This window comes from Halobacillus sp. ABD4_316, from assembly GCF_056161385.1.
In genome coordinates this window covers 408996-422709 of record NZ_JBSWZA010000002.1, presented here as the reverse complement: position 1 = coordinate 422709, position 13714 = coordinate 408996, and the positions used below count along the sequence as shown (strand labels likewise).

The following is a 13714-nucleotide window of genomic DNA, read 5'->3' as shown; positions in this document are numbered from 1 at the left end:
GGGACACACTCTTATTTCATTGTAATGACGATTTTACCTTTGGCATGGTGGCTTTCACTGATTTCATGAGCTTTACGAAGTCCTTCCTGGGAGAACGGCAGCTCATGGCCGATCACAGACTTCAATGTGCCTTCTTCCATCATCTTACCCAGCTTGGAGAGCTGTTCTCCGTTCGGTTCCAGCCAGACAAAACCAGTCTTGATGTTTTTCTCGGCCGCCTTCGTTTCATCAGGGGGCTGGACGATTGACGGAAGCTTCCCTCCTTCTTTCAGAACCTGAAAGCTTTTTTCCTGAATGTCTCCGCCAAGGGTGTCGACAACGATGTCAAAATCCTGCAGGACCTCAGAGAAATCCTCTTCTTTATAATCAATGAAGCGGTCCACTCCCAGCTTCTCTACCCATTCCCGGTTTTTGCCGCTCGCAGTGGCCGCAACATATGCTCCGAGATGTTTGGCAATTTGGACAGCGTAATGGCCCACTCCGCCTGATCCCGCATGGATAAGTACACGATCCCCTTCTTTAATATCCGAAAAGTCGACGAGGCACTGCCATGCTGTAAGACCGGCCAGAGGAACAGCGGCCGCTTCTTCGAAAGTCACTCCCTCAGGCAGCGGTGCCAGCAGATGTTCATCCACAGTTGTGTACTGGGCATATGTTCCGAATCTTGTCGTATCCGGTCTTGCGAATACCCGGTCCCCCGGTGAAAAATCCTTCACATCCTCTCCTACTTCGGTAATGACCCCTGCGGCATCCCATCCAAGAATAATCGGAAATTCGAAAGGAACCGCATCTTTCAAGTACCCTTCACGCAATTTCCAATCAATCGGGTTAATGGAGGTCGCCCGGACATCCACGACCACCTGCTTGTTCTCAGGTACAGGGTTTGGAACTTCTTTCTCAACGAGCTGCTCCCGACCTCCGTACTGTTCAATGATGACAGCTTTCATGATAAAACCGACTCCTTTTTTGAAGATTGATCCAGGTTAGTTTTCCCCTATATTTTCACGTGAAACATGGTAAGATGTGAGGAGAACGATTACATTAAAGGATGATTCACATGATGGAACAGGCCGAAAAAATTTTAATGCAGTATTACGGATATTCTTCCTTCCGGCCGGGACAGGAAGAAGCGATTGAACAGGTGATGAACGGGCAGAACACCCTCGCCGTCATGCCGACCGGGGGCGGAAAGTCGCTGTGCTATCAGATCCCGGGACTTGCGCTTGAAGGAACGGCTGTCGTCATATCGCCATTGATTTCGTTAATGAAAGATCAGGTCGATGCCCTGCTTTCCTACGGGGTGGCTGCCACCTACATAAACAGCTCCCTTACGGCAGAAGAGCAGCGGACACGACTGAGAGATATGGAAAAAGGGCGCTACTCCTTTATTTACGTCGCACCGGAACGATTTGAGACTCCTTCCTTTCTCTCCGCTGTAAGCAGGATCCCTCTTTCTCTAATTGCTTTCGATGAGGCCCATTGTATATCCCAGTGGGGACACGATTTCCGACCGAGCTACCGTTCCATCGTCCCGACGCTTAATAAAATTCCGAACCTCCCTGTACTCATGGCTTTGACAGCGACAGCCACCCAGGAAGTCGTGGCCGACATCAAACAGCTGATCCATGTTGAAAACGGTCATGTGATCAACACAGGGTTCGCAAGGGAAAACCTTGCTTTTCGTATCGTTAAAGGAAGAGATAAGCGTGAGTTTATTACAGAATACATGAGCCAGCTCCCCAATGAGTCCGGTATCATCTATACCGCCACCCGGAAAGAAGCCGACCAGCTGCACTATATTCTCGAGAAAAAGGGCTACGCAGCAGGCAGGTACCATGCCGGTATGACAGAGCATCAGCGGAAACAGGCACAGATGGATTTTGTACAGGACGAGACCAAAGTGATGGTGGCCACGAATGCGTTCGGGATGGGCATCGATAAATCCAACGTCCGCTATGTCATCCATTACGCTATGCCGATGAATATAGAATCCTATTATCAGGAAGCGGGACGTGCAGGAAGGGATGGCGAACCCGGTGACTGTATCCTTCTTTTTGCGAGTAAAGACATTAATCTGCAGAAGTTCCTGATCGACCAGTCGCCTTCTGAGGAAAAGAAGAAAGAAGAGTACGCCAAACTGCAGGCGATGACGAATTACTGCCACACCCATACGTGCCTGCAGAAGTATATTCTGGAGTACTTCAACGACCCTGTCCCCTATGAACGCTGCGGAAAGTGCTCCAACTGTACACATAATGGAGAAGTGGAAGACCGCACGAAAGAAGCCCAGATGGTGCTGTCCTGTGTGAAACGCATGGGAGGCGGATTCGGGGCAGGTCTGACAGCCAAAGTGCTGAAGGGCTCCCGCGACCAAAAGGTGAAGCAGTTCGGTTTTCACGAGCTTTCCACCTATGGGATCATGCCGAAAATTACGGAGAAGGAATTAACCCAGTTTATTCACTTCCTGACGGCTGAAGGTTATTTAACGGCCGGATCAGGGAAATACCCTTCCCTCCAGCTCACCTCAGAAGCAGCAGCTGTCCTCAAAGGGGATAAACCTGTAGAAATGCTCGTGGAAACTGCCGCCGTCCAACAGTCAGGTGAATATCATATGCAGTATTTTGAAGAACTGCGGCACTTAAGGAAGCAGCTGGCTGATGAAGCCGGACTTCCGCCATACGTCATCTTTTCTGATGCCACCTTGAAAGAATTTTCCAATCACCTGCCCCGGACGAAAGAAGAGATGCTTCAGATGAAAGGGGTGGGAGAGCGGAAGTACGAGCAGTACGGCGAGACATTCCTGGAAGTGATCCGGCCGTGGTCCGAACAAACCGAATCAGCCCCAATCCCGTCACGCCGGCCGGAACCGAGAGATCCCTTTGATGACAGGCCCAGCCACATCGTAACGTTTGAGCTGTGGAAAAGCGGCAGTCACTCTATCCGGGACATTGCAGATCAGCGCGGCATGAGTCCGCAGACGATTGAAAACCACCTGTTCCGCTGTGTGCAGGAAGGAGAAGATATTTCGTGGGACTACTGGTTTGATGAAGAACAAGAGGAGCAGGTCCTTCAACATTATCACAAGCTCGAGGAGAAAAAGCTGAAGCCGTTGAAAGAAGAGCTTCCGGACACGTTTACGTATTCCATGATAAAAGCTGTATTAATCAAACACCGTTACCTGAACAGATAAAAGGAGGAATGGGATGATTACCCTGGATGATGTAAGAAAATGGGACGCAGATGATGAACTGAATGAATATAAATCGGAATTCTTTTTAAAAGAAGACAGCATTTACATGGACGGCAACTCTCTTGGACTGTTGTCCAGGCGTTCCGAATCTGCTCTGCAGCAATCTCTTAATGACTGGAAAGCGCACGGCATCGAAGGATGGACACAAGCTGACGAACCGTGGTACTACATGTCGGAAAAACTCGGACGGATGACGGCTCCTCTCCTTGGGGCTTCTCCGGAACAGGTCATCAACACAGGATCCATTACGACAAATCTCCATCAACTGCTTGCGACCTTTTACAATCCGGAAAAAGGGCGGACAAAAATTATCGGGGACGAACTAAACTTCCCCTCCGATATTTATGCTGTCAAAAGTCAGATGGCTCTGCACCACCTTGACCCTGAGGAGCATTTTATACAAATCGCCAGCGCTGATGGGTATACACTGAAAGAAGAGGACATTATCGCCCAGATGAAGGATGACGTAGCTCTTCTCCTGCTGCCTTCCGTTCTGTACAGAAGCGGGCAGCTTCTTGATATGAAAACCCTCACCCACGAGGCTCACAAGCATGGAATTCTTGTATTGTTTGATCTTGCCCATTCCATCGGCGCTGTTCCGCATCAGCTGGATGAATGGGAGGTGGATTTCGCTGTATGGTGTACGTACAAATACTTGAACAGCGGCCCCGGTGGTACAGGTGGATTGTACGTAAACCGCCGGCATCTCGGGACTCATCCCGGACTTGCCGGCTGGTTCAGTTCTGATAAAGACAAGCAGTTTGATATGGATCACGATCTGACTCCCTCTTCCAGTGCCGGTGCTTTCCAGATTGGAACCCCGCATATTTTAAGTTCTGCTCCGCTTCTCGGATCTCTGGAAATGTTTTTGGAAGCAGGCATCGAGGGAATCAGAAAGAAGTCACTGGCCCTCACCCAATTGTTCATGGATTTAGTTCATCAGGAATTGAAAGGCCTCGGGTTCACCCTGGGTAACCCTGTGGAGAAGGAGCGCCGGGGCGGTCACGTCTGCCTCGTCCATGAAGAAGCGGCCAGTCTCTGTAAAGCACTGAAAAGCGAAGGGGTCATTCCCGATTATCGATCCCCGAATGTCATACGGCTCGCCCCTGTCGCTTTCTACACTTCCTACGAGGATGTGTTTAAGGTTGTCATGACCATCAAACAAATCGTACAGGAAGAAAAGCATAAATCATTTAAAAATGAGCGGGATATTATCGCTTAGGAGGATACCGATGAAGTGGATGGATATCAGTATGAAACTGGATGCAGGCACCCCGCCATGGCCGGGGGATGAACCTTTTACGTATGAAATCACTTATGCAATGGAAGACACCGGATCTGTCAACGTGGGGCAGTTTAAAGGCAGTTGTCACATCGGAACACATGTCGATGCCCCTTTCCATTATGATCCCTCAGGGGCCCGGATAGCAGATCTGCCTGTCGACCGTTTCGCAGGAAAAGCGGTGGTCGTTCATTTGGACCGACCGGAAGTCATTCATAAAGAACAAGTGATGGATATCGATTTGACAGAAGTGGATAAAATCCTCTTTCGTACAAACAGCTGGCCTGATCGGTCCGCTTTTCCTGCTTCCTACTCAGTGATCGGAAGTGACCTGGCTGCTTATCTTGCTGAACAAGGCATTGATCTAATCGGCGTCGATACTCCTTCTGTTGATCCAGAAACGAGCAAAGACCTCCCTGCCCATCACAGTCTCTGCGCCCATGATCTGCTCATTCTTGAGGGTCTCGTCCTGGAAAACATCCAGCCGGGCATCTATGAGCTTATGGCCTTCCCGTTGAAAATGACTCAAGCAGACGGCAGTCCGGTACGTGCGGTGCTGAGAAACCTGTAATGTTGCAGTAAAAAAGGTGGACGTCAAAAGACGTCCACCTTTTTTATCTTTATTTTTTTGAAATCCGTTGTTCCACAGCCATGATCTTCGCCACTTTCGGCGCCAGCCAGATCATAGGAAGCAGAAGGAGTGACACAGGAACGGCAGTCACCACAATAAAGTTCTGCAGCTGTGTAATTCCGCTGTCTCCTGTAATCAGAAGAATGACAGCAATCGCTCCCATAAGCACAGCCCAGAATACACGGAGCCATGTCTGCGGGTTACCTTCTCCTGTCACGGCCATAGCAATGGTGTAGGACATGGAGTCAGACGTTGTCACAACGAATAGAATCGTCAGAATCAAGAAGAGCGGTGATACGATTTCCGCCAGTGGGAACTGTCCGGTAATCGCAAACATCGCTGCCGGGTTTCCTGCCTCATTCAAAGCGTTTGAAACCGATCCCGGATTCTCCATTTCGAAGAATATTCCAGATCCACCAAGGACAGTAAACCAGAACGTTGAAATAACCGGAGCGAATACAGACACCGCTATGATAATTTCACGGATCGTACGACCTCTGGAAATCCGGCTGACAAGAATGGCCATCATTGGACCATACCCGATAAACCAGCCCCAGAAGAAGACGGTCCATAGAGATAACCAGCCTTCATCCCCGCGGTACGTACTCATAGGAATGAACTGATCCACATAATAACCAAATCCAGATAGGAAATGGTTGATAATAAAGCCGCCGGGACCAAAGATGACGATGAAAATCATTAGTCCAAGAGCAAGACGGACGTTGAAACTACTCAGCATCTGAATCCCTTTATAAAGTCCGGACACAGCTGAAATCGTAGAGACAAGAACGACAACCAGGATGATTGTAAACTGCGTACTGAATGTATTAGGAATTCCGAAGATTTCCTGCAGTCCATAGCTGGCCTGCAGACCAAGGAATCCGATCGGACCGATTGTTCCTGCTGCCACGGCAATAACAGCAAACGCATCAATCATCGTTCCGAAGAAGCTGCTCCGAAGCTTTTCACCAAAGATTGGATAAAGCAGGGTCCTCGGCTTCATAGGCATCCCTTTTTGATAGTGTCCGTACATCATAACGACAGCACTGATCGTACCTAAAATCGCCCAAGCAAGAAAGCCCCAGTGCATGAAGCTCTGAGCAAGAGCAGGATCAATTGCCGCTTCTGTACCCGCTTCTACTCCGGACTGAGACGGCGGTGCAGTAAGGAAGTGCCACATCGGCTCAGCAGCAGCCCAGAAGACGCCTCCGCCGGCCAGTAGTGTAGCCATGATAATTGAAAGCCATTTATACAAACCGATTTCCGGTTTATCCATATTACCCATTTTTATTTTTCCATATTTAGAAAATCCAAGCCATATACCGACGAAGAAGGTCGCCAGCATCAATACCTGCCAGAACGCACCAAAATAAGTGGCTGACCAGGCAAAACTTTCACTTACAACTGTTTCTATAAACGAAATGTCGATAAGAGCAATAATCACGAAGAGTGTCAATAAACCTCCACTGATTGCAAATACAGGCCAGTCTATCCGGCCTTTCGATTGTTTATCCATTTTGATCTCCTTTTGATAATGGTGTTACTTTCTCGGAGGAAAGCACAATAACTGACTCTAACATTACCCCTATTATGGTGTAAAGAAAAATCTTTTATCCGGCCGATGAAAAGGTCACTATTGTGACCTTTCAATCCCGTACCTCCACTTTGTGGTCTTCCTGCCGGCGCTGACATTCCCTGCAAAGATTGATGTCTTCCTCTGCCCCGGAAACGAGCGGCTTTCCACAGCGTGAGCATTCATCGTGACGGTTGGGGTTTGCTCCAAAGATGTTCATCTCATATCCGTCGCCCACCATAGGACCCTCTCCTTTTTCGTATGCTGTTCTTTGTATTCCCAACGTTTTTCATTTTAGTCCTTTTGCGGCCTGTTTTGCTGCCATTAACCCTGAAAGCGTTACGCCGAGTGTTCCGGCACCCGGAAAAACGGTATCCCCGCACTGATACAAATCAGGGATGCCGGTTCTTATCGAGTAACTGGACAGCCAGCTGTATTTTCCAGCAGGTGCATAACCGCCTACCTTCCCATCTTTACGGCGCAGCCATTTTTGAAAAGTGACGGGTGTACCCGGCAGGACAAGGTCAAGCTGATCAGTGAACCCTTCAAAATAGTGCTCCACGGTCCGTATGAGTTTCTCCTTCATCCAACGCTTTTCGGCTTCATAATGGCCGGACTCCCACCAGGGAGAAATGTCGGTATGGGTGGACAGGGTGAACGAACGCTTCCCTTCGGGGGCCATCAAAGGATCCTCCGGGTCCGATAATGACAATAAGAACTGTCCGCCATTATGGAGGTCATCCGGATGATCGGGATCGATAAACTGATGGTACAGCACATCCGTATTTTGGAATACGTCTGCGTCTACACCGCCGTGAATAATATACGCCCCCCAGGCTTTCTTTGCTGTTTCTTTCCGGGGACGAATATAGGACTGTGAGCTGAGGTCCTCTGTTAACGTGTCATGAAGGTTGTGAACAGAATTGTTCAGGATGACCTGACGGGCTTGAAAGGTGGAATTCCTTTTGGAATGAAGGATAAACCCTGCCTCTCCTTTTTCTATGGAGTGAACCGGATGCCTCATGAGAATGGACCCGTCATGCTCCCGAATATAGGCAGCCAGTTTATCAGCAGCTTCAGCAAGACCACCGTGGACGGCAAAAGCACCTTTATGAAACGTTTGAAGAGCAGCAAAACCTAAAAAGGCAGGACATTTTTCTACACTCGTCTGTACACTGTCCATTAATTCACCATTTAAAAACGTCCTAAACATGCGATGCTGATCCAGCCCATGTTTTTTAAGCCGGTTCTCCACGGTTTGTGTCATATAGGGAAGCAGCCGGAGAGAATTTTCATTCACAAGCGTCAGAAGCTGTGCATAGTCTCCCCATGTTCTTGGAGGAAACACCGGAAGCTTGTCTGTCAGCTGATCCACCAGATGTCCTACTTTGAACACTTCATCATAGAAATTCTCAAACGTGCTCCCGGGTCCTTCAAAAACCCGGGCCATCTCTTTATACCAGTCATGCCGGTCACGGTAATAATGAATGATGCGATCCGGAAGGTGGACATCCATAATAATATCCAGCTTTTTCATTGACGGTTTCTCAATCCCCAGCCGTTCAAATAAGCTGTCCAGTAAACCTCCGGGCTCAAACCCCATCCCAACGGTAGCACCGGATTGAAAACGATAACCGTTCCTCTCGAATTTACCCGCGCTTCCGCCCAGTTCGTTGGACGCTTCAAATACGACGACCTTATACCCTCTATAGGTTAAATCCGCAGCGGCTGCCAGTCCCCCGAAACCAGCACCCACAACAGCAGCATCATAGATCAAATCGGCCACCTCCTTTTTTTATTCATTCCCCTAATCGGCCGATGTTTAAAAAGAAAGCAGCCGATTCAATATCACTACCGAATCAGAAGTTATTCTAAGATAATCTTTTTACACATTATGGATGGTATTTGTGAACAGGAAGAAACAAAAAAAGACAGCCGGGACGTCCCCGGCTGTCTTCCTATTCATTATTCAAACGTAATCGCCCAGCTGCCTTTTCTCATGACGGCTTCGGTCGTACCGTCTTCAAGCACACCGTCGATATCCAGTTCCCCGGATCCCATCATGAAGTCCACGTGGGTGAGGCTGTGGTTGACACCATTCTGATCTAATTCTTCCTCATTCATGTCGGAACCGCCCTGCACGTTATTCGGATACGCTTTTCCAAGCGCAAGGTGACAAGATGCGTTTTCATCATAAAGGGTGTTATAGAAAATCAGTCCGGATTGAGAAATCGGTGACTCATGAGGCACGAGAGCGAGTTCACCAAGGTGACGGGAGCCTTCGTCCGTATCCAGCAGGTGTTGAAGGGTTTCGCTTCCTTCTTCCGCCGTAAAGTCCACCACTTTTCCTTCTTTGAAAGTGAGAGAGAAGTTATTGATGACGTTCCCACCGTAGTTCAACGGCTTCGTGCTCGCCACTTTCCCATCGACACCGTATTTGTGAGGAGCTGTGAAAACTTCCTCTGTCGGCATGTTCGGGTTAAATGAAATATCACCTTCTGCCGTTTTGGCCGGTCCGCCTTTCCAGACATGTCCTTTTGGAAGCGCCACTTCAAGATCAGTGCCCGGCGCTTTATAAATCAGCTTCTGATACTGTTTCTTATTCAAATATTCACGGGCGGTGATAAGCGTATCATTATGCTTTTTCCAAGCGTCCACCGGATCTTCCTGATCCACACGGACGATGCTGAAAATCTGCTCCCACAATTTCTCCACAGCTGTATCTTCCTCTTCCCCTGGGAAAATCTTCTTCGCCCACTTTGGAAGAGGAATACTGATGATCGACCATTGGATCCGGTCGTTCATCGTGTAGTTACGGAATGTGGACATCGCCTCTGAGCGTGCTTTAGCAGCAGAAGCTACTTTCCCAGCATCAATCCCTTTCAAAAGATCCGGGTCCGTGGAACGGATGGATAGGATGGCTGCTCCCTGCTCTGCAAAATACGTGTATTTTTCCTGCTGCCATTCCGGTACGTGGGAGAGTGTTTCTTGATCCGCGTGCTCATAAGCCATGCGTGTCAGCTCATCGTCTCCCCAGTTAATATGTACATCCTTGGCTCCCATTTCAAACGCTTTACGGGCGACAATACGAGTGAATTCCGCCCCTTCAATGGTGGAATTGATCATTAAAAGCTGATCGTTTTGAAGATTGACGCCTGTACGAAGCGCCAATTCTGCATATTTTTCGAGTTTATCCATACTTGGCATTTTCATCTGTCTACCTCCTATATTTAAACAGTGTATCCGTATTCATTATTCCACAAAAAAACGATGACTACAAAACATATGAAAGGAAGCGGGACAGGGTCGGATGGACCACTGCCCTGCATATATGGAAAAGAAGGCGCACGTTCTTTCAAGGTGCCATCCTTTTTCTCTGAACATTATTCAAGCCCTTCAACTATGAGGGAGAGCTCTTCCCAGCGTTCCATTTTCTGCTCCAGCTCCGCCTCCGCTTCTTCCTGTTGAGCGGTAAGCTCCCTGACCTTGTCATAATTGGAAGCCTCTTGAGCCAGCTGGTCATTTAACTCTTCGATCTTCTCTTCCAAAGCGGCAATATCGTCTTCAATGGTCTCCCATTCCTGTTTTTCCTTATAGGAAAGTTTCCGCTTACGGTTCCCTCTTCTCGTTTCCTCCTGGGCGGACGGCTGTTTATTTTCCTTCAAAACCGTCTGCTCCTCTTTGACAGCTTCCAGGTACTCGGAATAATTTCCATAGAAACGACGCAGTTTTCCACGCTGTTCAAACGCAAGCAGCTGGTTTACGACGCGGTCAAGGAAATAACGATCGTGGGAAACCGTAATGACGACACCGGGGAACTGCTCCAGATAGTCTTCCAAAACGCCAAGGGTTTCTGTATCCAAATCGTTCGTCGGCTCATCAAGAAACAAAACGTTCGGTTCACTCATCAGGACGCGCAGCAAATAAAGGCGCCGGCGTTCTCCACCGGAGAGCCTCTTAATGTAGGTCCACTGCTGCGGTCGTGGAAATAGGAAACGTTCGAGCATCTGCTCGGCGGTAATCTCTGTTCCGTCTTCAGTCCGAATGACTTCTGCCACTTCTTTAATGTATTCAATCACTTTCAAGCTTTCATCGAGCTCTCCGTGATCCTGTGTGTAATATCCGATCTTCACGGTTTGGCCTGTGTGAACATTTCCTGCGTCCGGTGTAATCCGTTCCGCCATAATATTCAGGAGGGTTGTTTTTCCAGATCCGTTGGGACCGATGATCCCAAGCCGCTCTCCGGGGACGACTAAGTAATCGACGTCCTCCAGCAGTTTATGGCCGCCGTAACTGTGGGTGACCCCCTGTAGTTCGATGACCTGATTCCCAAGCCTTGATGAGCCGATAGCCATATCAACATTTTCTTTTTTCGTGTGGAAGGTCTCTTCTTTCATCGCTTCCACCCGCTGAATACGCGCTTTCTGCTTTGTAGATCTCGCTTTCACTCCAGCTTTCAGCCAGGCAAGTTCCTTACGCATGGTATTTTTATGCTTTTGTTCAGCCTGCAGTTCCCACGCTTCGCGTTCAGCCTTTTTCTCAAGGAAGGTTTCATAGTTTCCCTCATACGTATACAGACTGCTTTGATCGAGTTCATAGATCAGGTTCGTTACTCTATTCAAGAAGTACCTGTCGTGCGTCACAACCATAAGAGCCCCTTTGTAGGAGGAAAGGTGCTCCTCCAGCCACTCGATCGTTTCATTATCCAAATGGTTGGTCGGTTCATCAAGCAGCAGAAGATCCGCCGGCTGAATAAGCGCCTTGGCGATGGCCACCCGCTTTTTCTGACCGCCCGACAACTCCGATACTTTTTTATCAAAGTACGTGACGCCGAGCTTGGAAAGGACGGTCTTGGCTACAGTGCTCGCTTCCCAGGCCCCTTTTTCATCCATTCTCTGCTGCAGGTCGAGCATCCGCTCCTGGACGCCGGTGTCCTCCGGATTTTCAGCAAGTTCCAGCATGACCTGCTCGTACCTGCGCATCAGCACCATAATTTCAGCTTCCCCGTCATAAATATGTTCCAGAACCGTCTGGCTTTGGTTGAATTCAGGGTCCTGTGGCAGATACTCCACTGTGAAATCCTTCGCATGATCCATATCGCCCTGATCCCCTGTTTCCATACCGGCCAGAATTTTCAGCAGGGTCGATTTTCCGGTCCCGTTCACACCGATCAAGCCGATTCTCTGCTGGCTGGATATCGTAAAGGATAGGTCATCAAATAAATCTTTATCTCCATAACTTTTACTCAGTTGATTGACTGATACTACACTCATTACGCTCATTCCTTTAATAAGAATCTGCTCCCATCATATCACACCGGCCGCTTCTGCTGTGGAGGACAGGGTCTGGGAAGGGAAGAAAAAAGCTGTCGACAGGGCATCGCCCGTCCACAGCTTTTGTATCAATTTATGCGTCTTCCTTCTCAGAGGACTGGTCTCTTCTCCAGTATTCCATTCCGTCTACACCAGGCAGGTGATCCTGATAAAAGACAGGGTCTTTCCCAGCTTTTTTCTGTTTCACATAGTCATTGAGAGCTGCATAGGCCACCGATGACAACCGGAAAATGGCATACAGGTTGATTAAGGCCATGATTCCCATCGTTAGATCCGCCAGTGACCAGACAAGGTCAAATTCAGCGACAGCACCGAACATAACCATAGCCAGTACCGCAAGACGATAGATGAAAATGGTGCTTTTACTCGTTTTAATAAATTCGATGTTTGTTTCTCCATAATAATAGTTTCCAACAATCGAACTAAAGGCAAATAGAAGAATGGCAATAGCGATAAATACCGCTGCCCATGATCCAAGCTGGGATTCGAAAGCTTCCTGAGTCAGCTGGATGCCATCAAGGGAGGTGTTTTCATAACCCCCGGCAAACAAGATGATGACAGCTGTAGCACTACAGATAAGCAGCGTATCCGTGAACACACCAAGGGTCTGAATCAGTCCCTGCTTGACCGGGTGGGTCACTTCTGACGTAGCCGCTGCGTTCGGCGCACTACCCATACCGGCTTCGTTGGAAAACAGGCCGCGCTTAATTCCAATCAGAATCATACCGCCGAAGGTTCCACCAGCGATTTCACGGAAGCCGAACGCCCCTGCGAAAATCTGGCCGATCATTTCCGGTACTTGAGCAATATTGCCGAACAGGACGTAGGTGGCAAGAATGATATAGAAGATCGCCATTATCGGAATGATGTACTGCGTCACCTGGGCGATACGCTTGAGTCCACCAAAGATAATTAAAGCTACGAAAACGGTCAGGATGGCCCCAATCAGCCATTTATCAACATCAAAGGAGTTTTCAAAGGCAAGCCTGATCGTATTGGACTGCACAGAACTGAATACAAGACCGTATGTAAAAGTGATGGTAACGGCAAAGACAATCCCCAGCGTCCGGTTTTTTAATCCTTTTTCAATATAATAAGCCGGTCCGCCTCGGTATTGGTTTTTATCCGGAACCTTATAGACCTGAGCCAGGGTGCTTTCAATAAAGCTTGAAGCTCCTCCGAGGATAGCTACAATCCACATCCAGAAGACCGCACCAGGTCCTCCGACAGTAATAGCCGCAGCGACACCTGCCAGGTTTCCTGTACCGACACGGGATGCCGTACTAATAGCGAAGGCCTGGAAAGGAGAAGTTCCTTTCTTTCCTTCTGCCGAGATCGACCGTTTATCGAACAAGACACGGAACATCTCGGGTATGTAACGAAACTGTGCGAATTTCAGACGTATTGAAAACCATAAGCCCACACCCAGTAAGGCGGCGACAAGAATGGTCCCCCACATCCAGTCATTCAAAAAGGATAAGACTTCCTGCACACTGATCACTCCTATAAAATGTAAATGTTTTCCTGTTTTAACACACGTATTCCCTTATCATAAAGGAAAAAAACATGAATAAGTTCAACTTTTTTATTTTATCATACAATTGGATTTCACCACTACTGCCTTTCCGATGAAAGGATCCCCTCC

10 protein-coding genes are annotated in these 13714 nt (G+C 48.5%); 3 read left to right on the top strand and 7 right to left on the bottom strand.

What is annotated here, in order from left to right; genetic code table 11:
- Window positions 1-11: 11 nt before the first annotated feature.
- Window positions 12-947, bottom strand: coding sequence for an NADP-dependent oxidoreductase (locus ACXAJH_RS09155; protein ID WP_474969824.1), 936 nt, complete (start codon window positions 945-947; stop codon window positions 12-14).
- Window positions 948-1057: 110 nt separating this feature from the next.
- Between ACXAJH_RS09155 and recQ the strand changes: the two genes are divergently transcribed.
- From recQ to kynB, 3 genes are read left to right on the top strand one after another with little or no spacing between them, the layout of a single operon-like run.
- Window positions 1058-3190: a DNA helicase RecQ gene (recQ, locus tag ACXAJH_RS09150; protein WP_474993710.1), complete on the top strand. Its 2133-nt coding sequence runs from the start codon at window positions 1058-1060 to the stop codon at window positions 3188-3190.
- A 13-nt stretch (window positions 3191-3203) separates the two neighbouring features.
- Window positions 3204-4472, top strand: a complete 1269-nt coding sequence (gene kynU, locus ACXAJH_RS09145; protein ID WP_474969826.1) for a kynureninase — start codon at window positions 3204-3206, stop codon at window positions 4470-4472.
- Window positions 4473-4482: 10 nt separating this feature from the next.
- Entirely contained in the window at window positions 4483-5103 is a 621-nt protein-coding gene (gene kynB, locus ACXAJH_RS09140; protein ID WP_474993708.1) for an arylformamidase, read from the top strand.
- Between the two features lie 49 nt (window positions 5104-5152).
- On the opposite strand, the gene ACXAJH_RS09135 is transcribed toward kynB, so the two are convergent.
- From ACXAJH_RS09135 to ACXAJH_RS09110, 6 genes are all read right to left on the bottom strand, one after another.
- Window positions 5153-6679, bottom strand: coding sequence for a BCCT family transporter (locus ACXAJH_RS09135; protein WP_474969828.1), 1527 nt, complete (start codon window positions 6677-6679; stop codon window positions 5153-5155).
- A 130-nt stretch (window positions 6680-6809) separates the two neighbouring features.
- Window positions 6810-6977: a hypothetical protein gene (locus ACXAJH_RS09130; RefSeq protein WP_474969829.1), complete on the bottom strand. Its 168-nt coding sequence runs from the start codon at window positions 6975-6977 to the stop codon at window positions 6810-6812.
- 48 nt (window positions 6978-7025) lie between these two features.
- Window positions 7026-8513 (bottom strand): phytoene desaturase family protein, encoded by a 1488-nt coding sequence (locus tag ACXAJH_RS09125; RefSeq protein ID WP_474993706.1) that lies wholly within the window; start codon window positions 8511-8513, stop codon window positions 7026-7028.
- Window positions 8514-8701: 188 nt separating this feature from the next.
- A complete protein-coding gene (locus ACXAJH_RS09120) occupies window positions 8702-9949 on the bottom strand; it encodes an aminopeptidase (RefSeq protein WP_474969831.1) in 1248 nt (415 codons plus the stop codon).
- Between the two features lie 170 nt (window positions 9950-10119).
- Window positions 10120-12009 carry an ABC-F family ATP-binding cassette domain-containing protein gene (locus tag ACXAJH_RS09115; protein ID WP_474993705.1) on the bottom strand — a complete coding sequence of 630 codons (1890 nt, stop codon included), beginning with the start codon at window positions 12007-12009 and terminating at the stop codon, window positions 10120-10122.
- Window positions 12010-12142: 133 nt separating this feature from the next.
- A complete protein-coding gene (locus ACXAJH_RS09110; RefSeq protein ID WP_474994123.1) occupies window positions 12143-13528 on the bottom strand; it encodes an alanine/glycine:cation symporter family protein in 1386 nt (461 codons plus the stop codon).
- Window positions 13529-13714: the final 186 nt, after the last annotated feature.